General features: G+C 68.5%; 20 protein-coding genes and 1 pseudogene. 11 read left to right on the forward strand and 10 right to left on the reverse strand.

The genetic code is table 11. From position 1 onward, the window contains the following. The first annotated feature begins 187 nt into the window (after positions 1 to 187). The 4 genes from ACFXN1_RS07985 to glpR all read left to right on the forward strand — a co-directional run bounded on the left by ACFXN1_RS07985 (position 188) and on the right by glpR (position 4,611). Complete coding sequence (locus ACFXN1_RS07985) at positions 188 to 1,150, forward strand: UTP--glucose-1-phosphate uridylyltransferase (RefSeq protein WP_364614446.1); 963 nt, start codon at positions 188 to 190, stop codon at positions 1,148 to 1,150. Between the two features lie 97 nt (positions 1,151 to 1,247). Next, the gene (gene glp / locus ACFXN1_RS07990; RefSeq protein ID WP_364614449.1) at positions 1,248 to 2,507 is read left to right on the forward strand and encodes a gephyrin-like molybdotransferase Glp; all 1,260 of its coding nucleotides are present in this window, start codon (positions 1,248 to 1,250) and stop codon (positions 2,505 to 2,507) included. 64 nt (positions 2,508 to 2,571) lie between these two features. Beyond that, complete coding sequence (locus ACFXN1_RS07995) at positions 2,572 to 3,240, forward strand: GNAT family N-acetyltransferase (RefSeq protein ID WP_379442249.1); 669 nt, start codon at positions 2,572 to 2,574, stop codon at positions 3,238 to 3,240. Between the two features lie 273 nt (positions 3,241 to 3,513). Then, complete coding sequence (gene glpR / locus ACFXN1_RS08000; RefSeq protein ID WP_379442248.1) at positions 3,514 to 4,611, forward strand: gephyrin-like molybdotransferase receptor GlpR; 1,098 nt, start codon at positions 3,514 to 3,516, stop codon at positions 4,609 to 4,611. Between the two features lie 225 nt (positions 4,612 to 4,836). On the opposite strand, the gene ACFXN1_RS08005 is transcribed toward glpR, so the two are convergent. After that, a complete protein-coding gene (locus tag ACFXN1_RS08005) occupies positions 4,837 to 5,889 on the reverse strand; it encodes a hypothetical protein (protein ID WP_379442246.1) in 1,053 nt (350 codons plus the stop codon). Then, positions 5,889 to 6,635 carry a ParA family protein gene (locus ACFXN1_RS08010; RefSeq protein WP_379397364.1) on the reverse strand — a complete coding sequence of 249 codons (747 nt, stop codon included), beginning with the start codon at positions 6,633 to 6,635 and terminating at the stop codon, positions 5,889 to 5,891. Before ACFXN1_RS08010 ends, ACFXN1_RS08005 begins: the two co-directional genes overlap by 1 nt. 299 nt (positions 6,636 to 6,934) lie before the next feature. Here ACFXN1_RS08010 and ACFXN1_RS08015 point away from each other — a divergent pair, with 299 nt between their 5' ends. Beyond that, positions 6,935 to 7,846: an NlpC/P60 family protein gene (locus tag ACFXN1_RS08015; RefSeq protein ID WP_379442245.1), complete on the forward strand. Its 912-nt coding sequence runs from the start codon at positions 6,935 to 6,937 to the stop codon at positions 7,844 to 7,846. Here the strand turns inward: ACFXN1_RS08015 and ACFXN1_RS08020 are convergent, their stop codons facing one another. Beyond that, positions 7,847 to 9,346, reverse strand: a complete 1,500-nt coding sequence (locus ACFXN1_RS08020) for a family 20 glycosylhydrolase (protein ID WP_379442243.1) — start codon at positions 9,344 to 9,346, stop codon at positions 7,847 to 7,849. 165 nt (positions 9,347 to 9,511) lie between these two features. Here ACFXN1_RS08020 and ACFXN1_RS08025 point away from each other — a divergent pair, with 165 nt between their 5' ends. After that, a complete protein-coding gene (locus ACFXN1_RS08025; RefSeq protein WP_379442242.1) occupies positions 9,512 to 10,462 on the forward strand; it encodes an SMP-30/gluconolactonase/LRE family protein in 951 nt (316 codons plus the stop codon). Here ACFXN1_RS08025 and ACFXN1_RS08030 read toward each other — a convergent pair. Beyond that, positions 10,411 to 11,064 carry a TetR family transcriptional regulator gene (locus tag ACFXN1_RS08030; protein WP_379397372.1) on the reverse strand — a complete coding sequence of 218 codons (654 nt, stop codon included), beginning with the start codon at positions 11,062 to 11,064 and terminating at the stop codon, positions 10,411 to 10,413. The two genes, ACFXN1_RS08025 and ACFXN1_RS08030, sit on opposite strands and share 52 nt — an antisense overlap. Positions 11,065 to 11,196: 132 nt before the next feature. Here ACFXN1_RS08030 and ACFXN1_RS08035 point away from each other — a divergent pair, with 132 nt between their 5' ends. Beyond that, a complete protein-coding gene (locus tag ACFXN1_RS08035) occupies positions 11,197 to 12,279 on the forward strand; it encodes a substrate-binding domain-containing protein (protein WP_379397374.1) in 1,083 nt (360 codons plus the stop codon). 236 nt (positions 12,280 to 12,515) lie between these two features. Next, complete coding sequence (locus tag ACFXN1_RS08040; RefSeq protein ID WP_379442241.1) at positions 12,516 to 13,226, forward strand: helix-turn-helix domain-containing protein; 711 nt, start codon at positions 12,516 to 12,518, stop codon at positions 13,224 to 13,226. 55 nt (positions 13,227 to 13,281) lie between these two features. On the opposite strand, the gene ACFXN1_RS08045 is transcribed toward ACFXN1_RS08040, so the two are convergent. Together ACFXN1_RS08045 and ACFXN1_RS08050 are read right to left on the reverse strand one after the other, a co-directional pair. Then, on the reverse strand, positions 13,282 to 13,545 hold the full coding sequence (locus tag ACFXN1_RS08045) for a hypothetical protein (RefSeq protein ID WP_379397378.1): 264 nt from the start codon (positions 13,543 to 13,545) through the stop codon (positions 13,282 to 13,284). Positions 13,546 to 13,598: 53 nt separating this feature from the next. Next, positions 13,599 to 14,474 (reverse strand): alpha/beta fold hydrolase, encoded by an 876-nt coding sequence (locus ACFXN1_RS08050; RefSeq protein ID WP_379442239.1) that lies wholly within the window; start codon positions 14,472 to 14,474, stop codon positions 13,599 to 13,601. 187 nt (positions 14,475 to 14,661) lie between these two features. Between ACFXN1_RS08050 and ACFXN1_RS08055 the strand changes: the two genes are divergently transcribed. After that, positions 14,662 to 15,618, forward strand: coding sequence for an undecaprenyl-diphosphate phosphatase (locus tag ACFXN1_RS08055; protein WP_379387505.1), 957 nt, complete (start codon positions 14,662 to 14,664; stop codon positions 15,616 to 15,618). Between the two features lie 91 nt (positions 15,619 to 15,709). Here the strand turns inward: ACFXN1_RS08055 and ACFXN1_RS08060 are convergent, their stop codons facing one another. The 3 genes from ACFXN1_RS08060 to ACFXN1_RS08070 form a co-directional block, all read right to left on the reverse strand. Next, positions 15,710 to 17,365, reverse strand: coding sequence for a cutinase family protein (locus tag ACFXN1_RS08060; RefSeq protein ID WP_379442688.1), 1,656 nt, complete (start codon positions 17,363 to 17,365; stop codon positions 15,710 to 15,712). A 247-nt stretch (positions 17,366 to 17,612) separates the two neighbouring features. After that, positions 17,613 to 18,713 (reverse strand): hypothetical protein, encoded by a 1,101-nt coding sequence (locus tag ACFXN1_RS08065; RefSeq protein WP_379442686.1) that lies wholly within the window; start codon positions 18,711 to 18,713, stop codon positions 17,613 to 17,615. Between the two features lie 115 nt (positions 18,714 to 18,828). Further along, complete coding sequence (locus ACFXN1_RS08070; RefSeq protein ID WP_379442684.1) at positions 18,829 to 20,232, reverse strand: lipase family protein; 1,404 nt, start codon at positions 20,230 to 20,232, stop codon at positions 18,829 to 18,831. A gap of 184 nt (positions 20,233 to 20,416) precedes the next feature. Between ACFXN1_RS08070 and ACFXN1_RS08075 the strand changes: the two genes are divergently transcribed. Next, entirely contained in the window at positions 20,417 to 21,235 is an 819-nt protein-coding gene (locus tag ACFXN1_RS08075) for an SDR family oxidoreductase (RefSeq protein ID WP_379442682.1), read from the forward strand. A 166-nt stretch (positions 21,236 to 21,401) separates the two neighbouring features. Beyond that, a complete protein-coding gene (locus tag ACFXN1_RS08080; protein ID WP_379442680.1) occupies positions 21,402 to 21,941 on the forward strand; it encodes a DUF4822 domain-containing protein in 540 nt (179 codons plus the stop codon). 170 nt (positions 21,942 to 22,111) lie between these two features. Here the strand turns inward: ACFXN1_RS08080 and ACFXN1_RS08085 are convergent. Beyond that, positions 22,112 to 22,477 (reverse strand): annotated as a pseudogene (locus tag ACFXN1_RS08085) (alpha/beta fold hydrolase); the annotation flags it as partial. Between the last annotated feature and the right edge of the window lie 7 nt (positions 22,478 to 22,484).

A 22,484-nucleotide genomic window follows, 5' to 3' on the forward strand; every position in this document is an offset into this window, starting at 1 on the left:
ACAACCGTTGGGTACGTCAGAGGTCACAGTGCGGCGAACTTGAAATGAAATGAACAGGTCGGTCTGCCAGTTCCGCTCCGGTCCGGCGTTCGGTGGGCTCCCGACGCTCCCGCCCCTTAGGCTCTCGGGGATATCGAGGCGGCCCTGAGCCGGTCTCGGGCGTGTGACGGATGGATAGGGTGAATTCATGACAGCTAATGGCGGCGGAGCCGAGTCGTCGAACGGCGGCGCAGCCGAGTCGTGCTTCCGTACCGCGGTGGTTCCCGCGGCGGGGCTCGGCACGAGGTTCCTGCCCGCGACCAAGACGGTGCCCAAGGAGCTGCTGCCGGTGGTCGACACCCCGGGCATCGAATTGGTCGCCGCCGAGGCCGCGGAGTCCGGCGCCAATCGGCTGGTGATCGTGACCTCGCCCGGAAAAGACGGTGTGGTCGCACATTTCGTCGAGGACCTGGTGCTGGAGAGCACCCTGGCCGAGCGCGGCAAGTTCCATCTGCTGGAGAAGGTGCGCAAGGCGCCCGCGCTGCTGGACGTGACGTCGGTGGTGCAGGAGGAGCCGCTGGGCCTGGGTCACGCGGTGGCACAGGCGGAATCGGTGCTCGACGCGGACGAGTCCGCCATCGCGGTGCTGCTGCCCGACGACCTGGTGCTGCCCGGCGGCGTGCTCGAGCTGATGGCCAAGGTGCGCAGCACCTACGGCGGCTCGGTGCTGTGCGCCATCGACGTGCCGAAGGAAGAGGTCAGTGCCTACGGCGTTTTCGACGTCGAGGAGCTGCCCGGCGGCCCGCAGGACGTGCTCAAGGTCAACGGCATGGTGGAGAAGCCCGCCATCGCCGACGCCCCGTCCACCTTCACCGCGGCCGGGCGATACCTGTTGGACCGCGCCATCTTCGACGCGCTGCGCCGCATCACCCCCGGCGCGGGCGGTGAGCTGCAACTGACCGACGCCATCGCGCTGCTGATCGCCGAGGGCCACCCCGTACACGTCGTGGTGCATCGTGGGTCGCGACACGATCTGGGGAACCCGGGCGGTTATCTTCGAGCGGCGGTCGATTTCGCTCTGGAACGCGAGGAATACGGTCCCGCCCTGCGGGAGTGGCTCGAGCAGCGGCTCGGGTCCGGCTGGAATCCCCAGCTGACCTCGTACGAATAGCCGCAACGGGCAGAAGTGAAGGACAGGCGCCGGGGTCGCGTGGGCGGCCCGGCGGGCGACACGTCGACGGCGGCGGGCGAGACAACGGAAGGGCGGCATGCGCTCGGTTGAGGATCAGCAGATCAAGGTGACCGCTGCGGCCGTGGCCCCGCGGCCGGTCCGGGTCGCGATCAGCGAGGCCCAGGGACTGCTGTGTGCCGAGGACGTGGTGACCGAGCGTCCACTGCCGGGCTTCGATCAGGCCGCCATCGACGGATACGCCGTGCGCAGTGTGGATGTGGCCGGCGCGGGCGCGAATATCCGTGACGAGGACGGTAATTCGGTGCACCTGAGCCTGCCGGTGGTGGGTGAGGTGGCCGCGGGCTCGCGGCAGCCGATCCGGCTGCAGCCGCGCCAGACCGTGCGCGTGGACACCGGCGCGCCGCTGCCCACCCTCGCCGATGCCGTGCTGCCGCTGGAGAACACCGACGGCGGCCGGGCCCGGGTGAAGGTCTACGAGTCGGTGCGCTCCGGTGATTACGTGCGCCGCATCGGCGACGATGTGCAGCCCGGCGATCTGGCCGTGCGCGCGGGCACCATCATCGGCCCGGCCCAGGTGGGTCTGCTGGCCGCGGTGGGCAAGGACAAGGTGCTGGTGCATCCGCGGCCGCGGCTGTCGGTGCTGTCGGTCGGCGGCGAGCTGGTCGACATCGACCGCACCCCCGGACCGGGCCAGGTCTACGACGTGAACTCCTACGCGCTGGCCGCCGCCGCGCGCGACGCGGGCGCGGACGTGAACCGGGTCGGCATCGTCAGCTCCGATCCCAAGCGGCTGCGAGATGTGGTGGAGGGCCAGCTGGTTCGCTCCGAGGTGGTCGTGATCGCGGGCGCGGTCGGCGGCTGGGCGTCGGAGCAGGTGCGCGAGGCCCTCGAGGGCCTGGGCGAGCTGGAGATCACCCGGGTGGGCATGCATCCGGGCTCGGTGCAGGGTTTCGGCCTGCTCGGCCGCGACGAGGTGCCGACCTTCCTGTTGCCGTCGAATCCGGTTGGCGCGCTGGTGGTTTTCGAGGTCATGGTGCGTCCGTTGATCCGGATCGCGCTGGGCCGCCGCCATCCCATGCGGCGCATGGTGCGGGCGCGCACCATCCTGCCGATCGCCTCGATTCCGGGCCGTCGCGGGTATCTCCGCGCGCAGCTCATGCGCGACGAGCAGACCGGCGACTACCTGGTGCAGCCGCTGGGCGGCCCGAACGGCGCGTCCTCGCATCTGCTGGCGACCATGGCGGAGGCCAACAGCCTCATCGTGATCGATCCCGAGGTCACCGAGGTGCGCACCGGTGACGAGGTGCAGGTCGCGTTCCTTGCGCAGCGAGGGTGAGGCCCGACATGATCGGTCAGGGCCCGGAGGCGGCAGCGAGCGTAACCATGGAGGGCCTCCGAGCATGTCGAACGGGCACAGCGTGAATGTCTTCCGGACCGCCCAGCATCCGGGCTGGCCGGCGCATCTGGGGCCGGTGCGGGTCGCCGCGGGCATCGTCACGCTGCGCCCGATCCGTTTGCGTGATGCCTCCACCTGGAGCCGGATTCGCATCCGGGACAGAGACTATCTGGAGAAGTGGGAGCCGACCGGCCGCGGCCCGTGGGAGGCGCGCAACCACTCGAGCAACTGGCCGGCGCTGTGGTCGGCGCTGAAGGCCGAGGCCCGGCGCGGCGCCATGATCCCGTTGGTCATCGAGGTCGACGGCGTGTTCAGCGGGCAGCTCACGGTGGGCAATATCGTGCGCGGCGCATTGCGTTCGGCGTGGATCGGCTACTGGGTGTCGAGCGAGCTGAGCGGGCAGGGCGTGGCCACCGCGGCGCTGGCGCTGGGCCTGGACCACTGCTTCGGTGAGGTGGGCCTGCATCGGGTGGAGGCCACGGTGCGGCCGGAAAACCTTGCGAGCCAGGCGGTTCTGCGCAATGTCGGCTTCCGCGAGGAGGGCCTGCTGGAGCGCTACCTGGATGTCGACGGGGCCTGGCGCGATCACCTGCTGGTCGGCATGACGGTCGAAGAGGTCTCAGGAACGGTGGTGGACAGGCTGATTCGCGCCGGACGCGCCACCAGAGCCTGATAACTCGCTGTGTATTTCGGCGGCCCGACTACCGCCTCTGCCTGCGCCTCACCGGAATTGCCCCGCGAAATCGGGCTTCCGGGGCCCGACCCGGAGAACAACCGAAGGGTCGGCTGTTACTAGTGTTACTTGTGTGGTCGGCGCGCCTGTGGGGAATTACCCCGGTGTGGAATTAACCTACGGACGCCGGTGGTGCGTCTGTGCACCCACCGGTAGGCGCTGCGGTGCACGTCGAAGGGACTATGAGCTGGGCGGGACGGAGGTGTGACGGCAATGCCGAATTCGATCTTGTGGATCGGTTTGGTGGTGCTCTGGGTCTTCGTCCTGTTTCCGATGCTGGCCAACCGTCATCCCCGTATCCGGCAGCACACCGACGCCGCGCTCTCCACGCGGATCCTGCATCGCGGTGGTGCCGCACAGCGCACCAGGAAAGGTCCGGCGACCGGACATGACACCGACCCGGACTACGTGCCGGTTCGCAGAAAGCTTCAGCACCCGAGCGAGGATCCGGAGGATCGGATGACCAGATCGGACGACGCCGCTGCATCGGACGAGAAGGAAGTCGACACCGAGGCTGCGCCCATCGCCGAAGCGCAGACGCCGACCGCCGAAGTGCCCGGGCCCGAGGGGGATTCGGCCGACCGTGTCGAGGCGGCGGATATCGCGGCCGAATCCGAGTCCGAGCCGGCCGAGTCCGAGACGCTCCCCGAAACCGCCACGGCCGAGGGTGAATCCGAGAACGATGGGGCGGTGGCAGACGACGCCGACCGCGAGGCCGAGCGCGAAGAACGGCAGGAGGCGCCCCAGCGCGCCCGCACCCCCGCGCTGCGCGAGCCCGATCCGGCACCGGAACCGGAGCCCGAATCCGACGACGAGGATGCGGATTTCGTGCCGTCCCGGCGTGGCCGCGGCGGTTTCGACCCCGAGGCCGACGCCGCCGCCCGGGCGGCCCGCTACACCTTCCGTCAGCGCGCCGTGCTGGGCCTGGTGCTGTCCACCCTGGTCCTGGCCGCCGCCGGTGTCGCCGTCTCGGCGGTGCTGTGGTGGCTGTGCGCCCTGTCCAGCACGGTTCTGGTGGCGTACCTGGGCTACCTACGCAGACAGGTCCGCATCGAGGAGGACATCCGCCGCCGCCGCGCCGCCCGCCTGGCCCGCAAGCGCGCCGAGGACGACGAGGAGGAGTCGCGTCGCGCCGAACGCCCACGCCCGGATCGCGAGCAGACCCGTACCCAGCTGCGCCGGGCGGTCCTGGTCGAATCCGATGACGAGGACCCGCTGTTCGAGCACCTGGAGCTGTTCGACGCCGCGGCCGCCCGTGCCACCCGCCAGCGCGCCGCCGGCGCCCGGGAACGCCACGCGGTGGGCGAGTAGACCTACTGGACACAGTGCCAGGGCTCCCCGAGCGATCGGGGAGCCTTTTGCTATGCGGGCAAGTCTTGCTGTGTGGGCAAAGTCCACGTTAATAGGTTTTTACTATTTCAGAAAGACTCTGTTCCTATCGAATTCGCGGTGGCGGGCGCGGACATCGAAAAGGCCCGGCACTCGGCCGGGCCCTTTCGACGATGCGGAGCAGCGCTGTGACGATGCGGAGTAACGCTATTCGGTGTCGGGCATTCGCCCGGCAAGCGGAATCTGGCGCTCGATGAGTTCGGCCAGTGTCCGCAGTTTGGCCGCGAATTCGCGGGCCGCGACCGGGTGGTCGGTGGAGCCCTTGACCACCTTCTGGGTGAGTGCGGTGAGGCGCGACTCCACCGAGCTGAACAGATCGGGTGTCTGCGTCTGCTCCTCGATGAGCTCGCCGCGCAGCCACGCCCGCAGCCGCTGGACCACCGTGCCCTCGTCGTAGTCGTCGGGCAGTACCGCGACCGCTTCGCGCAGCTTGCCCGCGGTGACCTTCACGTCGGCGGCCAGCGTGGTGTAGACGGTGACCGCCGCGTCCTCGCCGTGGGCCGCGGCCACCGGCAGCAGCTCGCGGATCTGTCCCTCGTTGATGGCGGGCGCGAGCGGGTGCAGGCGGGAGGCCAGCGGCCAGGCCCGGATCAGCTTGTGCGCGTAGGACCGCTGCATGTCCCACCGCTTCTCGACGTACTCGTCGAAGGTGGCGTGATCGGCGCGGTAGAGCCGCCCGTCGCGCACGATCTGCAGGGCGCGCCCGGCGGTCCAGAAGGCCACCCGCAGCGCGTCGATGGAGGACTCGCAGAGCTCGAGCTGATCGGATTCGGTGCGGCTGAGCGGTCCCTCGCCACCCGCACTGGGCAGCGGCAGGTCGAGCACGCTCGGCGCGGGCTCGACCTCCGGCGGGGCGACCGCCCGGACCGGCGCGGGGCCGGATGGTGCCGAAGCGGCCGGGGCGGCAACCGGTTCGGGTGCGCTCGCCACCGGTTCGGGCTTTGCCGGTGCGGGTGCGGCCCGCTCCGGAGCCGGTGTCGACTGCGCTGGTTCCGGTGCGGATATCGCCGAGTCCGCCTCCGGCTGTGCGGGTTTGGCGGGCGCCATGAGCACCGTGGTCGCGGCCTGGGACAGTTTGGGGGTCCGCGGCCATTTCGCGTCGCGCAGCGGCGAGACCGGGGGAGTGTGCTCGGCCTCGTCGGAGAGCGGGTTGCGGCCCAGGCCCCCGCCGATGGAACTCTTGCGGCGCTGGGGCGGCATCAGGCCGACACCTCCGCCGGCATGCGAGCGGACTGCGCGGCCTCCAGATAGGGCCGTATCAATTCGTCACCGACGGCGCGGTATTCGCCGAGATCCTCGATCGGATTCTCGGCACCGTCGCCGACTTCACCGTCGGCGGCTTCGCGGTACCACTTCCAGGCGCTCACATAGGATTCGAATACGTCGTATTCGGCGCCCTCCAGATTGGCGCGCTGCGTGCGGTATTCGGTGGAGACATTGACGCCGTTCTTCATGGTGACCGGCACCTTGGTCATGAGCACCCGCACCCGGATGGCCTTTTCGTGTTCGGCGGCCGCCTCTTCCGCGGCGCGATAGGTACTGGGCACGCGTTTGACCTCCGACGGGCTGACGCTGGTGACGAGAACGAGCTCATCGCTCACCGGGACGGCGGCCTTGAAGATGTCGGCCGATTCACCGCCGGCGTCGACGATGATCACGTCGTAGTTCGCGGAATTGTCGGTGATGCAGTCGTTCACGTGCCGGGACGGGAAGGCGAGCAATTCGAAGGGAATGCCGACCTCGGCCCGCTGTAGCCGCCGATACCAGGAGTAACCGGTCTGGCTGAGCGGGTCGGCGTCGATCACGAGCACCCGAAGTTCGTGCACGGTGGCGAAATACGAGGCGAGAAAGAAGGCGGAGGTCGTTTTACCCACGCCGCCTTTGAGATTCCCCAGTGTGACAACCAGGGGCTCGGGAAGATTCGGTAGCGCACCGGATTTGGTCATCGATCATCCTCCTGATGATGGGGAGGGCTGTTTTTCCGTCGATCAGTCTCACACGGGCGCGCGTCCAGGCGCGCGAAGGCTCGCGCGATGTCGTCGAAATCGATGAAAATCGGCTGTGTCCAATTGGACACAGCCGTCAATGTTTACTGTTTCGTTATCGATAACACGCATGTCACTCATTGCACCCTGTGCAATTCCGGCGAAATATGCACTCTCGGATCTGCTGCAGTACCGAAGAGTTCGATTGTGATGGACGGAAACCGAATAGCTTTCACGGCTTGATCGGAGGACGACCGCTCATGGAAACCAACGGTGATAGACAGAAGGTTCGAGTTCTACCGCGGCTGAGCCTGCGGGCCCTGGCGACAGGAGTCCTCGGCGCGGCAGCCGTCGGAGCAGCCCTGCTGTTCACAGCGGGCCAGGCGCACGCAGCGCCGGTCTCGGTCCCCGGTATCGGGGAGATCGAGATTCCCACCGAGATCGCGACCCAGCTCGGCCTCGCTTCCGTGCCGAGTGTGGATATCACGCTGCCGAATGTGGATATCGCGCCGCCGAGTGTGGATATCGCGCCGCAGCCCGCGGTCGGCGAGACCTCCGCCGTCGGCGCGGCGGATGCCTCGCGCATGGTCGGGATTCCGGGACATATCACTATCGCCCCGGCCGACCCCGTACCGGATCAGATTCCGGTCCAGGCGTTTTCGCCCGTGCCGCTGTACCCCGTGATCCCGGCTCCGGAATCCCGCTCGGTGGTGGTGGCCGGTCTCGGCACCTTCGCGGTGCCCAGCAGCCTGCCCCCGCTGGTCGGAATACCCGGCGTGACCGATCCCGCGGCGCCCCGTGCGCCGGTACCCGCGGCCATGCCGAAGAAGACCGTCGGCGAACGCGCCGTGGATGCGGCCCGCACCAAGCTCGGCGCAACCTACAGCATGGGCGGTGATGGCCCGGACACCTTCGACTGCTCGGGTTTGGTGCAGTGGTCGTATCGTGAGGCCGGAGTCGAAGTGCCGCGCACCAGTTATTCACAGTTGGCCGCCGGAACGCCGGTGTCGGTGGACGATCTGCAACCGGGTGATCTGGTCTCCTATTACGGCGGCGGCCATTCCGCGCTGTATCTCGGTGACGGAAAGGTCATCCACGCCAGCGATTACGGTTCCGGCGTGAAGGTCTCACCGCTGACCGCCATGCCGATGGCCGGCGCCAGACGCTTCTGATCAGGGCCATCCGACCGCGGACGCGCGGCCGAGGAAGTCCGGATACCCGATCCCGCCGGTGCCCGCCCACAACTGCTGGGCCATGACCGGCAGCCGGGCCCGCAGCGGAGCTGCGATCTGCTCCGGAGTCAGGGCGGCAGGATCATCGCACCAGAGGAAGAGCATGGAGCCACGCAACAGCGGGCGATCGGAATCGGGCAGCCGCTGCCCGTTCACGAAAAGCCCCGGGTCCCAGGCCCACAGCAGTTCCGGTGGAGCATTGAGCGCAGCGGCCGGCCCGCCGGTCGTGAAGTACGTGGGCGTGAAGGCCGCATTGAGGACGGGATGCCCGTCCCGGGTGAAGTCGGCGGGTGTGCGACCGCCGGGCAGCCACGGCAGCCCACCGGCGCCGGCCGACCAGTACTGCACCACCAGTTCGGGTTTCGGTGCCAGGACACCCGGATGGTCGAAGCCGTCGTTCCAGACCCTCGGCGTCTTGCCGAGCGATTCGACGAGATCCGCTGCCCAGTTGGCGAAGTCGATGATGATATCGCCGGGTGCGGCTCCCGGGCCGAAAGTCCGTGTGGCGTAGTCACCCAGCTGGGGATAGCGCGTGTAGTCGGAAATGTACTCGTCACAGCCCAGGTGCCAGTAGCGCCCGGGGAACAGAGGTACGAACTCGTGCAGAATGTCGCTGATCAACTGGTGAGCACCGGGATTGGTGAGATCGATCTTGCCGCCGGCCCCGCCGCCGATCGCGCTGTCCAGTACCGCGTCCTGCGGTGTGGTGCGGGCCGGGCGCAGAACCAGGTCCTGATGCTGGGCCAGGATGGCGTTCATGTGGCTGGGCATGTCGATTTCGGGCACGATCTCGATGCCGAAAGATCTTGCATAGGAGAGGATTTCGCGAATGTCGTTGGCGCTGTAGTGCTCGGGCGAGGTGATCTCCGGGTGCATGACGCTCGCCAGCCGGAAGCCCTGTGAGTCCGACAGGTGCAGCTGCACCAGGTTCATCCGGAGGTACGCGGCGTCGCGGATGCGGGCCTTCACCCAGTCGACGGGAAAGAACTCGCGCCCGGTGTCGAGCATGAGCCCGCGCTCGCTGTAGTCCGGCCGGTCCTCGGCGACGCCGCCGGGCAGGGTGCTGGTCTGCCGCAGCCATTGCAGGGCGGTCTGGGTGCCGTGCACGATGCCGGTCGGGCTGTCGGCGGTAATGGTGAGCCGGTCGCTGACGGCGATGCGATACGACTCCGCGGCCGGGTCGTCGATATCGCCTGTGCGCAGTACGATATCGCCCGGCCGGTCGCTTCCGGTGGCCAGGGAAATCGGCTTTCCGGCCCGGATCAGGTCCTCGGCAAGGTGTTCCGCGATTTCGGTGGAGCCGCCGTCGGCGATAATTCGGGGTTCGGAGCCGAGAACGAATCCGGGCTTATCCGATCCGGTCGAAGCCCAATGCTGAATACTCGGGACAGTTGCTGGAAGTGGTTGTGCTGCAACAGCGTCCGCGTGAATCACGGACATATGGACGAAAGTCCAGGAGGTTGCCGGCGCGAGACCGGCGGCGAGGCGGCGGAAATCGCGACTGGGGCGAATCGAAATCCCGGGCACGGCCACAATTGAACCCTCCGAACCCCTGATACGTCATACGATGCAGGGATTTACCGGCCGACATGGACGAGGTGCGACATGGGGATCAGGAAACCCGCTGCGCTCGCCTGCGCGATGCTCGCCTGCGCGGCGCTGTCGTCTTTCGCCGCGGCGCCGGCCTCGGCCGCGCCGGTCTGTCCCGGCGCGGGACAGCCGACCGCGGTGGTGGCCTCGCTGCCGGGCACCGCGCTCGAGGGGCTGAGCATCGACCCCGCCGGGCGGGCGTTCGTCACCGATCTGGTCAGCGGGCAGGTCTTCCGCATCGACGCGCCGGGTGCGCCCGCAGTGCCGATCGCCAAGGTGCCCAGTGGCGGCGCGGGCGCGCTGGCCTGGCTGCCGGACGGCCGGCTGCTGGTCGGCTACGGCGCGGATCCCCGGGTGTTCGTGGGTGATGCGTTGCGGCAGGCCGGGATCGTCACCGTCGACCCGGACACCGGGGCCGTGGCTCCCTTCGCGACGGGCCTCTCGGCGGCCGACGGCATGGACGTGGCGCACGACGGAACCGTCTATGCCACCAATGATTTCGGTTCCCTGGTGGGCCGGGTGTACCCGAATGGCGTGGTGCAGTCGAACTGGGCGAGCTTCCCCAGTGCCAACGGCGCGGTGCTCGATCAGGACGACTCGTACCTCTACGTGTCGCGCACCTTCGTGAACCCGGGCGTGAGCCGGATCCCCACCAATGCCCCGTGGGCCCCGCAGTCGCTACTGGACCTGCCCGGCGGTGACTTGCTCGCCGCGCCAGACGGGCTGACGCTGGATTCGCTGGAACGCCCGGTGCTGCCGTTCAATTCGTCCGGCCAGGTGGTCCGTATCGACGCCCCGGGGCAGTACTGCGTGCTCGGCTCCGGGCCGCAGCTGACCAGTGAGGTGCAGTACGGCCGTGGCGGCCAGGGCTTCTCGGCCGGGCGACTGTTCGGCATCACCTTCAGCGGGATGGTCTACGAGATCCCCGGCGGCTTCGACCCGGATGCCCGGACCGCGGCGTCCTGACCGACCGGTTCGGTCAGTAGCCCGACGATCATGGCGATGATGCTGTCCCGGGCGTCGGCGCGCTCGGCCGCGGTGGGCAGGTCCTGGCGTTCGTAGTCGGCGAGCAGGGCGAACATGACGGTGGTCATGGCCTGTAGCCGGTACCGGCGCTGCGCCGGGGTGCTGTCGGGCATGGCGCGGTAGAGCCGCGCCACCAGGACTCGTGTTGCGGCCCAGCGCTTCTCGTGCAGGTTCGGTCCGGTCACGGCGGGATGCGCGCGCGCCTGCTCGAGGAATCGCGCGTAGTGCGTCGACCCCTCGGCGTAGGGCACGTCGAACATGGGCCCCACCAGAATCGCGACCAGCGCGGCCACGCTGTCCGGCGCACCCGCGGCCTCGTGCTCGGCCAGCAGTTCGGTGCGCCGGGATTCCAATGCCGGTTGATGCCGTTCGATGATGGCCGCGATGAGCCCGTCCCGGGAACCGAAGTGGTAGTGCACGGCGGAGTTGTTGCGCTGTCCCGCCGCCACCGCGATATCGCGCAGGGCCGCGTCCGGTCCGCGTTCGGCGATGGTGCGCTCACCGGCGAGCAGGATCAGCTCGCGCGCGTCAGGACTGTTCACCGGGGTCACTATAGGGCGGGGCCGGGCTGTAGCGATTTCCCGGTTCGCGGCGAAACGGTACTATCGTGCCCCTTCGGCATGTACCGCCCCGTACCGGGCGGACGCAGGCAGCGATGACGGTGGTGATATTCGATGACGCGACGGGATTTCCGGTCGCGCCGGGCCACGGTGGACCTCGCGCTGGTGGTGCCGCTGAGCGGTCCCGCGGGCATCTTCGGGCCGTCCTGTGAGGCCTGTGCGACGCTCGCCGTGGAGGACATCAATGCCGTCGGCGGCATTCTGGGCCGGCCGGTCCGGCTGCACCCGGTGGACGCCGGCGCGCCGCTGCCGGTGCTGGCCGCGCAGATCGACCGGATGGTGAGCCGGGGCATGATCGACGGGGTGGTCGGCTGGCACCTGTCCAATGCCCGCAAGGTGATCACGCCGCACACCGCGGGCCGGGTGCCCTACGTCTACACCACCTTCTACGAGGGCGGCGAGGATTCCGACGGCGTCTACATGGTGGGGGAGACGCCCGACCAGCAGTTGTTCCCTGCGCTGCGCTGGTTCCGCTCCGAGCTGGGGGTGCGGCGCTGGTGCGTCGTCGGCAACGACTACGTGTGGCCGCGTGAAACATCGAGGGCCACTTGGGAATTCGTGCGCAGCACCGATATCGACGTGGTCGGCGAGGTGTTCGTCCCGCTGGGCGGCCGCGATTTCACCGCCGCCCTGAACCTGATCCGGCGCTCGCCCGCGCAGGGGGTGCTGGTGTTCATGGTCGGCGCGGACTGCGCGGCCTTCAATCAGGCGTTCGCGGCGGCCGGGCTGGACGACGGGCGGCTGCGGCTGAGCATGATGATCGGCGAGGACGTGCTGTACGCGGGCGGTCCGGACAGCGCGCGCGGATTGTTCACGGCCTGTGGCTATTTCGAGAGTCTGGTGTCGCGCGAGGGCATGGCGTTCGGCGGCCGTTACACGGCCCGCTTCGGGCAGCTGGCCCCGGCGCTGAACAATATCGGCGAATCCTGCTACGAGGGCCTGCTGCTGTTCGCCTCGCTGGCGGAAGCGGCGCGCAGCCTGGATGTGCGGGTCATCGAGCGCGAAGCGGCGCGGGTGAGTTACGGGGGTCCGCGCGGCGAAGTGCGGGTGCGCGGGGCGCACACGACCCAGCCGGTGTACCTGGCGGGGACGGATGTCATGGACTTCAGCGTGATCGCTGATCTGACCGGGCTCTGAATCGGCTGTCCTCGTCCGCCGTTCGCCCCGGGGCGGCTCGTTCGAATGAGGGCGAACGCTACGTTGCGTTCACAACGATGGCAATGCGGAGATGCCGTCATGGACAGGATAACGACTGTGTTACAAGGGAATTCGTGTCTCGCCGCGACCATATCCCAGGCCGATTCTGCACGTGGTGTGTTGCAATAGGGTGAGCCGCGCCGCCTCGGCGGCATCTGACGAAGGAGCCGCTTCCGATGCCCGGAGGAAGACTCAGCCAGGAGGATCGCCGTCTCATCGCCGCGGGGCTGGCCCATGGGCTCGGCTATGCCGAGATCGCCCGCCGCCTCGAACGGCCGACGTCCACCGTGAGCCGCGAGGTGACCCGCAATGGCGGGCCCGGTCGCTATCGCGCCGATCTGGCGCAGGCCGCCACCGTGGTGCGCTCACGCCGGCGCGTGTCCCGGCCCAGACCCGTCGAAAAGCCCGCTGCCGTCGATGAATACGGCCGCAACCCGGTGTTGCTGTCCGATTTCAGCGCCCAGTTCGCGGCGCTGTTCGCGCAGTCCGGCATGCCGCGCATGGCGTCGGCGGTGCTGGCCCGCCTGTACGCCGCGGACTCGGGCAGCCTCACCGCCGCCGAGCTGGTGGCCCGGCTGCGGGTGAGTCCCGCGACGGTGTCCGCGGCCGTGGGCTACCTGCAGGAGCAGGCGCTGATCCGGCGGGACCGGGATCCGGGCAGTCGTCGCGATCGCTATGTGATCGACGAATCCGCCTGGTACCGAGCCACTCTCGCGGGTGCGCGCACCAATGAGCGGCTGGCCGCCACGGCGCGCGACGGCGCCGACGCACTGGGCTCGGCCACGCCCGCCGGGGTGCGGCTGCTGGGCATGAGCGAGTATCTCGAGCGGGTGGGCCTGGATATGGTCCGCTCCGCCGAACGCTGGCGCGCACACCTGGCCCGGTGAGCCGCAATCGAGGCCTATCGGTTGAGCCGCAATCGAATCCGGCCCGGTAGCCGGCCTAGAGCGCGGATGCTCCGGGTGGTGAGCCGCGAAATGGATTCGCGACGGCAATTCCCGGGAATCTGCGGTGAATGCGATCCACATACCGGCGCACCGTGGAGAGTTCGGCACTGATCGACTGCCGGGCTTCGAGGGTGGGTGCGGTCTGCAATCGCCGGGTCAGTTTGACTACATGCCTTTCCAATTCGTCCAGGAAGATGCGGGCCTGAGCTAACTCGGGATCCTCGCCGGCGTCGGGATTGTCGAATCCCCTGTACTGCATATCGCGGAAGTATTCCACGCAGCCGGGCTCCGCGTCGCGCAAATGGATTGCGTCTAGGCCGAATTCGCGGCGCGGAGGAATGCGTGCGCCGCATCGAATACCCCGGCGGGGTCTTCGAGCTGCGGCCAGTGCCCGATCCGGTCCAGGCTCACCACATCCGGGTCGGCGACCAGTTCGCGGTAGCGGGCCACCATGTGCGCACCGGAGTTCGGGTCGAGCGGGCCGTTGATCAGCCGCATCGGAATCTCCTTGCGCAGCAGCGGTTCGACCCAGCGGTCGCGGTAGGTGGTGCGCTCGGCCACGAAGCGGCCGACCAGATGATTGACGAAGCGGCCGTTGCCGTAGAACAGCACCTCCTGCAGTGTCCGCATCTCGTCGTCGGTGGGCTTGGTGTCCGGGCCGAACACCTCGCGCACCGCGGGCGCGATGACCCCGCCGGTCATGAGCGGGCCCACCAGATGACCGAGGGGTGTGCCCAGCAGCTTCTGCACCAGGCGCGGGCGATACGCCTCCACGAACAGCCCGCCGTTGAGGAACACCACGGCCCGGATGTCGGCCGCCGCGGTGCCGTCGAGGCGGCGGGCCAGCAGCTCCTGCGCCACGCTCACGCCGAGATCGTGTGCCAGCAGCAGGGTTTCGCCGATGCCGAGCCGCCGCAGCAGGGCCTCGTGCATATCGGCGTGCTCGAGCACGCTGTAGTGGTGGCGAATGGGCTTGTCGGAGAAGCCCATCCCGAGCATGTCGGGCGCGATGACGTCGTAGTGGGCTGTCAGATCCGGCCAGATGCGATGCCAGTCGTAGGAGTTGAAGGGATAGCCGTGGATCAATAGCAGCGTCGGTCCCTTCCCCTCCCGGATGTAGAAGATCCGATGCCCGTCGAAGTCGAAGTAGCTCCCCCGCGACATCCACTCCGTGAGTTCCGCTCGCATTTCCGTCTCCCGCCCATCGCCGGTATACCGATCGTTCTCATCCTGCCGCATCCTCCGCCGATCCACCACGTGTGCGCATGCCGACACGGCATCGAGTAGCCTCGCCAAGCGAGCTGCCCCGGCGCGATCACACAATGCCCGTGTATCGGCCCGGGGTGTTCGGATCCCCGCACCGCCCCCGACAGGAATTCGAATGGCCATCAGTTACCTGGAATCGATCATCGTCGGCGCGCTCCAGGGGGTGAGTGAGCTCTTCCCGGTATCCAGCCTGGGACACAGCATCCTGCTGCCCGCCTGGGTCGGCGGTAAATGGGCCGACGATCTGAGCATGTCCGCCAAGGACTCCCCGTATCTGGCACTGCTGGTGGCCATGCACGTCGCCACCGCGCTCGCCCTGGTGATCTTCTTCTGGCGGGACTGGGTACGCATCGTTCAGGGGCTGTGGGATGTGGTGCTGACACGCCAAATACGCACGCCCGAAGCGAGATTGGGCGTACTGCTGGTGATCGCCACGATTCCGGTCGGCCTGGCCGGACTGCTGCTGGAGAAGGCGGTCCGCAACTATCTCGGCACGCCCGTTCCGACATCGATCTTCCTGGCGATCAACGGCTTCGTGCTGCTGTCGGCCGAGCTCATGCGCAAGCGTGAACACGAACCCGAGTTCCAGCTCGCCAGCCCCACCGGCCGCACCGGCGACCTCTCCATGGAGGACACCGTCGTGCTCCCCATGACCGACCCGGCCCGCGCCTCCGATGTCCGGCTGTCCCGCCTCGGCATGCGCGACGCCACCCTGATCGGCGCCGCGCAGATCGCCGCCCTCTTCCCCGGCATCAGCCGCTCCGGCAGCACCATCGTCGCGGGCCTGTTCAAGGGCATGCGTCACGAGGATGCCGCCCGCTTCGCCTTCCTGCTGGCCACGCCGGTGATCCTGGCGGCGGGCGTGCTGAAGATGCCGGAGCTCTTCAAGCACGAGAACCACGCCATCCTCGGCCCGGCCTTCGCGGGCAGCGTGGTCGCGGGCGTCCTCTCCTATATCTCGGTCAAGTTCCTCACGGCCTATTTCGAGACCAAGACCCTGACCCCGTTCGCCATCTACTGCCTGGTCGCGGGCCTGGGCAGCCTGGTCTGGTTCACCATCCGCTGAGCCGGAACCGGCGAGCTCCTTCGGAAACGAGCATGCGCTGGGGCGCCACCCTTCCGGGTGCGCCCCAGCGCATGCTCGTTTCGCCGGTGGCTCAGTGCGTGGGAGTGGTGGTCGGCGGTGTCGTGGTGGTCACCGGGGGAGTGGTGGTGACCGGAACCGTCGTGGTGGTCACCGGCGGGGTGGTCGTGACCGGCGGCGTGGTCGTCGCCGGGGTGGCCGCGTCCGGGGTGACCGTGGTGGTCGGCGGCGTCGCCGTCGTCGTGGTGGCGGGCGTCGTCGTGGCCGGGGTGGTGGTTCCGGCCGCCGGTGTCGTGGAACCGGTTGCGGGAGTGGTGGTTCCGGACGTGGCGCTCGTCGGCGCCGCGGCCAGCACGTTGGGGGCCGTGGTGGCGGTCGGGGTCAGCGTCTTCGGGTTCAGCTGGCCGGCCTGGGCCTCCTTGGCGAGCTCGGTGAGCCACGCTGCGGCGTACTCCGCGGAGGTCAGGGGCTTGCCGTTGTCCGGGTTGGAATCCCGCCAGTAGTCGAAGTGGTGACCGGTGCCGTTGGGGCCGAGGGTCAGGTTGTACGGGTCGTTCAGGAGCACCGGGATGGTGTTCTGGTTGGTGGTGATCAGGCCGACGACCTCGTTGAAGACCTTCTGCGGCAGGTACGCCAGCGGCGACATGGTCTCGGCCTGAATCGAATCCGCGGCCACCGGGGTCGGGTTGTCCTGATTCGGCTTGTAGCCCGGCTGCGAGACCTTGAGCAGGACGTCGAGGAAGGTCTCCTTGCTCGTCCACCAGCCCGGGTCGTGCGCGATGTCGGCGAAGGCGTCACCGGCGATCTTGCCCAGCACCACCGCCACATCCATGCCCGTGGTGGGGGTGAGGCCGTCGCTCTGCATCTGGTCGGCATTGATCTGGCGGCCGACATTGATGGCCAGCTGGAGCAGCGAGATGTTCTTCGGCGCGGCGCAGGTGAGGTCGCCGTCGGAGCAGAAGGAGGCGATCCGGCCGTTCAGCGCGCCGAAGTCACCGGACTGGTCCGGCAGTGCGCCCTGGCCGCCGGCGACGTCCTTGCCGGTCTGATAGCTCTGGTTGAAGTTGTCGGGGTGGCTGGGGTCCTTCGCGCCCGGGAACGGACCCTCACCCGCTGTCCGGCCCGAGTCGGCGAGAATGACGACACCGGCCACATTGCCCGGATCGACGATCCCGTACTTGCCGTCCGCCCCGGCGCTCTGGTGCCCGACATCCATGGCGACCCGGCGCGCGACATCCGCGCCCTCGCTGTAGCCCACGATGGCGTACTTGGTGTTGGGGCAGGCCGCGGAGATGTCGCGCATCACCTGCTCGGTATTGGCGACACCGGTGTTCACGGCGTCCTCGTAGCTGTTCAGGTTCGCCGGATAGGAGACGTACACGGCCCAGTACGAGTTGGAGTCGACCGATCCGCCGGGCGCGTTCACCACCGGATCCACCCAGTGGCTCTGGTAGTCGTCCGACAGGGCCGCGGGCAGCTCGTTGCCATTGGCGTCGACCAGCATCTTCGTGGTGCCCTGCTGCGGCGAGTCGTTGCGCCCGGCCACCGAGATGGTCACCATGTCGTGACATTCCGTGACCGAGGCCTTCAGCGCCGGATCGGCCTGCTTCGAGTCCGGCGACGACGTGATCGCGAACGTGGCCGCGACTGCTACCGCCACGCCCAGCGTCGCCGGCGCCGCCACCGCCGACGCGATCTTATGTCGTTTCATGAAGCCACGAATATCCATGCCCGAATCCCCATCTCACCCCGACAAGTGAACTGTCAGGCCCTGCGCGCACCCGGGCCGTCTACCACCGGAGACGTCGTCACAGGAGATTCGAACGTTACTTGATCGAATGAGTCGTTACCGCACCAGGACCTGGGCCGGGCCCGGCGCCGGGGCTGGACCAGCGAAAACGCGGTTACCCGCACCCGGTTCCGGTGGACCGGTCGGGTGCGGGTAACGGGTGTGATCCCGGCGTAATCGGGCGGGACTAGGGCGCGTAGCGGAGGACGGCCGCCGCGTGTGCGCCGTCGGGAATGTCGTCGCCGCGGACGGCCAGCACGCGGCCATTGGAAAGGAGCACGCGCCTGGAGATTTCGTCGAGGACGCCCGGGGCCTCGCCGTCGCCTGTGGCGGCGGCGAGCGCGCCGTCCTGGGTCACGGCGCCGGGAACCGACGCGTCGATATCGACGAAGAGGGTGTGCACGATGCCGTAGGTGGCGGCGCGGGCGATGTCGGAGAGATCGATGACGCCGCGGCCGTCGCTGCGGCGCTTCTCGAATTCGCTTCGGACATCGGCCAATTCGGCGGCGTAGTGCTGATCGAGCAGCTGCCGGGCGCGGGCCGCGAGGTCGCCGTCGGAGAGGTGCTCGGGATTGCCGGGAATGCCCTCGGCCAGCAGCAGCGGGTAGCTGTCGACCGAGCGGTACAGCGAATCCGTCGGTTCGGCGGCAGCCAGGATGAGCGGGATGTCGTGACCGGCCAGCACCGGCCGCAGCGCCTGGTCGACGGCCCGGCAGAACTGCCGCACCCGCACCTTGCGGCCCTCGCTGCCCTGCAGGCGGCCGTGCGGGCTGCGGCCCAGCGGCGGCAGATCCAGGTACTTGTTCAGATCGGTCGGGAGTCCGGCGACCGCCACCTCCTGGGCCGGGCCTTCGGCCGCGACCTCCACCAGCCGCACCGCGTTCTCGGACAGGGCCAGCACGAAGGCGGTTTGCGGGAAGGTCACCGCCCGCAGCAGCGGTTTGATGTAGAAGCGGTCGCCGAGGGTGGCGCTGGGTTCGAGCCGGTTCGGCAGGCGGTAGGTGCGCATGCCCTCGGGCGTGGCGTGCACGGCCAGGGTCCGGGACTGGAAGCGCCAGTAGTCCTCGTCGTCGACGAGGTCCGCGAAGGCGTCGGTCAGCGCGATCCGGGCCTGCTTGTCGGTGACCCGGTCGAGCACCTCTTTCACCTGGTTCTCGAAGGCCAACCGGTTCTTGTCCGGGGTCGGGGTATCCGCCTCGGTCGGGGTGTAGACGGATACGCACCACGGTCCGGTGGTCGACGCCAGCGCCAGTATCTCGCCGCGCGTGGGGATATCTGTATGCAGCATGCTCACCCTCCACGGAGTCGATTTCCTCTGCCCAGTCCAAGGTAGCTGACACATTGCTACACCTGGACTGGGCCCGCACCGCCGGCGTCGGCCGGGCCCCGATGGGCCGGGTCGGTCAGGCCCCGATGGGCTTGCCGAAGAAGGAGGCGAAGGTCTCGCCCAGGGTGTCGCCGAGGGTCTGCAGCTCGCCCGGGGTGCCGAGCATGGACGGCATGTCGGTGGTGGAGCAACCCGGTTGCGCCGCAACGCCGTTCAGCCGATCGAAGAGCCACATGAGAGCTGCGGGGCCGCCGGTGACCTCGGCCAGGATGTGCTCGCTGGCCCAGTCCCGGGTGTAGGTCACCTGCGCGTCGGGCTGCTGGCAGTAGGTGTCGACGAGCTGGTTGGTCGAGGACAGCGGGAGGATCTCGTCCCAGTGCGAGTGCCAGATGAACAGCGGCATATCGGGCAGGCTCTTACCCAGGCGGGTGTCCTCGAGCATGGCCTGCACCGCCGGTTCCTGCAGCGGGTCGGGCGAATTGATCATGCCGGTGATGTTCAGGAACGGCAGCAACGCCGTCTGGTACTGCACGCAGAACGGGGCCTTCACCGTCCGCAGCAACTGCCCGAGCGGATTGAGCTTCTGATCGAGCAGGGCGTTGAAATCCGGATACTCGCGCGACAGGCCCAGCACCGCGCCGAGCACCAGGCCCGCGGTCGCCTGGTTGTTGGCCATGAGCAGGGTCGCGCCCAGATCCGCGCCGGTGCCGCCGGACGCCGCGCCGACGATATTCAGTTCCGGCGCATAGGTTTTGCGCAGTTCGGCGGCGTGCATGGTGGGCATGGATCCGCCCGAGTAGCCGTAGAGGGCCACCGGCGCGCCCGCGCCGACCTCGAGCGGCGCGAAGGAGGTGGCGGCGCGAATGCCGTCGAGGGTGATGCGGCCGCCCAGCGGGCCTGCCGCATAGGCCGAATTCGGGCCCTCGTGATCGGGGATCACCACCGCGAAGCCCTGCTGCAGCGCGGCCTGCGCGAACAGGAACTCGGCGGGCGCGACGATCTGCCCGACGAACGGCGCGGCCGAAAGATGTTGCAGCGCATAGGAAGGACTGCAGTATCCCTGGGTCGAGTCCTCGGCGATCTGCACCGAGAGCAGCTTGCGCGGCGCCGGCGCGACCCCGCGCGGCTTGATGAGGGTGGCCACCGCCGGGATCGCCTCGTCGCGACCGTTGTTGGAGCGGTAGGAGACCTGCCAGGCATCCACATTGAGCGGGATCAGGCCGAAGTTGGCGAGGTTGACCTGCCGGGCGGCGATGATCTCACCGGGTGCGGCGGCCGCCACCACGTCGGCGGGCGGCTGGTAGAAGCCCGGATCGAGTTCCGGTGGCAGCGGCAGGATCTGCGCCGGCTGAATCGAGGGCAGGACGGGCGCGGCGGGATCGGCCGGCGCCGGTCCCACGGTCAGTCCCGTCACCACCAGTGCACTGATGGACACCGTCCCGAGCCGCAGTAACCGCCCGGTCAGTCGCCTGGTCTTCATCGACCCACTTCCTCACCCTGATCCCCATTGTGAGACCGAATAGTCTCAATATTGCCGAGCTCACTTTGCCACAGTTGTGACCCGGCTCGCAATATGCGCGCGTGGCGGAATCGGCATATATATCCGGGCGCAACCATCTCGACCCTTGCTTGGAGTGCACTCCAGCTGTTTAGGGTCGGAGAACATGAGCAAAGTGTGGTTCATCACCGGTGTATCAAGGGGTTTCGGGCGGGAATGGGCGCTCGCCGCACTGGAGCGGGGGGACCGGGTCGCGGGTACCGCGCGCGATCTGAGCACCCTCGACGAGCTGGTCGCCAAGTATCCGGAGACCTTCCTGGCGCTGCGGCTCGACGTGACCGACCGCGCGGCCGACTTCGCCGCCGTGCAGCAGGCGGCCGACCATTTCGGACGCCTCGACATCGTCGTGAACAATGCCGGCTACGGCCAGTTCGGCATGATCGAGGAACTCACCGAACAGGAGCTCCGGGATCAGCTGGAGACCAATGTGTTCGGCGCGGTGTGGGTGACCCAGGCCGCGCTGCCCATCCTGCGCGCGCAGGGCAGCGGCCACATCCTGCAGGTCTCCAGCATCGGCGGCATCTCCGCCTTCCAGAATCTGGGCGCCTACCACGCCTCGAAGTGGGCACTCGAGGGCCTGTCCCAGTCGCTGGCCCAGGAGGTCGCGCCCTTCGGCATTCATGTGACCCTCATCGAGCCGGGCGGCTTCGACACCGACTGGGCCGGTCCGTCCTCGCGGCACGCCACCCCGAATCCTGCCTATGACGGTTCCCGTGAGGCCCGCGCCGCCCAGCGTTCATCGGTTCGCCGCGGTGACCCCGGCGCCACCGGTCAGGCCATTCTCGCCGTGGTCGACGCCGACGAGCCCCCGCTGCGCATCTTCCTCGGCGAGATTCCGCTGGCCATCGCCACCGCGGACTACGAATCGCGCTTGGAGACCTGGCGTAAGTGGCAGCCGATTTCGGTTGCCGCCCAGGGCAACTGAGTCGACGAACCCGACCCGGCCGGTCAGGCGGCCGGGCCCATCCTCCGGAGAGGCATCTCCGGCGGGGCCCGGCAGCTGACCGGCCGGCCTTGTCCAGCATGGCCCGAGCCTTCGCGGTGCGATTCGTTGAACGGAGTCTCACCGCCGGATAACTACAGTGAGTCCGATGACAGGTAAAGGGATGACGAGAAAGATCGCGACTCTTGCCGTGGCCCTCGCAGCGGTCGGCCTGCTCGGCGCTTGCAGTAGCAACAGTAGCGAGCCGATCCCGGCCACCACCTCCGGTGCGGCGCCCACCTCGGCATCCGCGGCGGTCACGCCGGGCTCGCCCGCCGCCATACTGGCCGCCACACCCTGGGAGACCACCTCCGCGACCGACGCCCACGGCGCCGCGGTCCCCCTCACCGACGACAATGTCAAGAACTACGTCGGCTTCGCCTACTTCAAGCCCGACGGCACCTTCACAATGTTCAACCTCGACGACACCCCGAAAATGCACGGCGACTGGTCCGTCTCCCCGGACGGCAGAACTCGCACCATCATCGCGAAAAATGATGCGGGCCGAGAACAATTCACCCGCGTGGTCGACATCGTCACCTTGAACGACAAAGACTTCACCTACCGCGTCTATCCCACGGCCGACGACAAGACCGTCTACTTCGACATCGTCCACACCCCGACGACCCACCCCGAACCCGCCAGGTAGTCCGCGGTCCGGCCGACGAATGCCGCCCGCGTCGTCTCTTGATGCCGCGGGCGGTGCGGTCGATTCGGACCGCTGTGTGCCCTATCGGGACGTCGTTGCCGCCCAGCAATTCCCGTGCCCGGTCCGCCGGTTCAGGTCGGCGCGGAAGGACTCGATGACCGGCGCCAGCTGAGGGCGCGGCACCGGCGTGGATGCTGGAAGGCGAACTGCTGGGCCAGCGCGCCACCCCAGGAGAGGCCGAGGACATCGACCTGCCCGTGGATGCCGAGTTTGCGCAGCAGCTCGCCCAGTACCGCGGCGAGATACGGAAATCCGTACGGCAGCGGCGAATCGGGCGAGCCGCCGGTGCCCGGCACATCGAACCGCACCACGGTGGTCCGGGGGTCGAGGGCGGCGACCAGCGGATCGAGCACCTCGAACGCGGCCCCGATCCCGTTGCACAGCACCAGCGGAACACCCTCGCCCCAGTGCACCCGGACCCGAATCTGCTGTCCCAGTGCGGGAATGAGCCGCTGCTCGACGTCGTCGGCGGGCATCGGCGTG

Source organism: Nocardia sp. NPDC059154, assembly GCF_042755705.1.
Lineage (GTDB): Bacteria > Actinomycetota > Actinomycetes > Mycobacteriales > Mycobacteriaceae > Nocardia.

What these genes read in the sequence shown, in the direction of transcription:
- ACFXN1_RS07985 (WP_364614446.1), top strand. Translation starts at nt 188, where the DNA reads ATGACAGCTAATGGCGGCGGAGCCGAGTCGTCGAACGGCGGCGCAGCC.
- glp (WP_364614449.1), top strand. Translation starts at nt 1,248, where the DNA reads ATGCGCTCGGTTGAGGATCAGCAGATCAAGGTGACCGCTGCGGCCGTG.
- ACFXN1_RS07995 (WP_379442249.1), top strand. Translation starts at nt 2,572, where the DNA reads ATGTCGAACGGGCACAGCGTGAATGTCTTCCGGACCGCCCAGCATCCG.
- glpR (WP_379442248.1), top strand. Translation starts at nt 3,514, where the DNA reads ATGCCGAATTCGATCTTGTGGATCGGTTTGGTGGTGCTCTGGGTCTTC.
- ACFXN1_RS08005 (WP_379442246.1), bottom strand. Translation starts at nt 5,889, where the DNA reads ATGCCGCCCCAGCGCCGCAAGAGTTCCATCGGCGGGGGCCTGGGCCGC.
- ACFXN1_RS08010 (WP_379397364.1), bottom strand. Translation starts at nt 6,635, where the DNA reads ATGACCAAATCCGGTGCGCTACCGAATCTTCCCGAGCCCCTGGTTGTC.
- ACFXN1_RS08015 (WP_379442245.1), top strand. Translation starts at nt 6,935, where the DNA reads ATGGAAACCAACGGTGATAGACAGAAGGTTCGAGTTCTACCGCGGCTG.
- ACFXN1_RS08020 (WP_379442243.1), bottom strand. Translation starts at nt 9,346, where the DNA reads ATGTCCGTGATTCACGCGGACGCTGTTGCAGCACAACCACTTCCAGCA.
- ACFXN1_RS08025 (WP_379442242.1), top strand. Translation starts at nt 9,512, where the DNA reads ATGGGGATCAGGAAACCCGCTGCGCTCGCCTGCGCGATGCTCGCCTGC.
- ACFXN1_RS08035 (WP_379397374.1), top strand. Translation starts at nt 11,197, where the DNA reads ATGACGCGACGGGATTTCCGGTCGCGCCGGGCCACGGTGGACCTCGCG.
- ACFXN1_RS08040 (WP_379442241.1), top strand. Translation starts at nt 12,516, where the DNA reads ATGCCCGGAGGAAGACTCAGCCAGGAGGATCGCCGTCTCATCGCCGCG.
- ACFXN1_RS08045 (WP_379397378.1), bottom strand. Translation starts at nt 13,545, where the DNA reads ATGCAGTACAGGGGATTCGACAATCCCGACGCCGGCGAGGATCCCGAG.
- ACFXN1_RS08050 (WP_379442239.1), bottom strand. Translation starts at nt 14,474, where the DNA reads ATGCGAGCGGAACTCACGGAGTGGATGTCGCGGGGGAGCTACTTCGAC.
- ACFXN1_RS08060 (WP_379442688.1), bottom strand. Translation starts at nt 17,365, where the DNA reads ATGGATATTCGTGGCTTCATGAAACGACATAAGATCGCGTCGGCGGTG.
- ACFXN1_RS08065 (WP_379442686.1), bottom strand. Translation starts at nt 18,713, where the DNA reads ATGCTGCATACAGATATCCCCACGCGCGGCGAGATACTGGCGCTGGCG.
- ACFXN1_RS08070 (WP_379442684.1), bottom strand. Translation starts at nt 20,232, where the DNA reads ATGAAGACCAGGCGACTGACCGGGCGGTTACTGCGGCTCGGGACGGTG.
- ACFXN1_RS08075 (WP_379442682.1), top strand. Translation starts at nt 20,417, where the DNA reads ATGAGCAAAGTGTGGTTCATCACCGGTGTATCAAGGGGTTTCGGGCGG.
- ACFXN1_RS08080 (WP_379442680.1), top strand. Translation starts at nt 21,402, where the DNA reads ATGACAGGTAAAGGGATGACGAGAAAGATCGCGACTCTTGCCGTGGCC.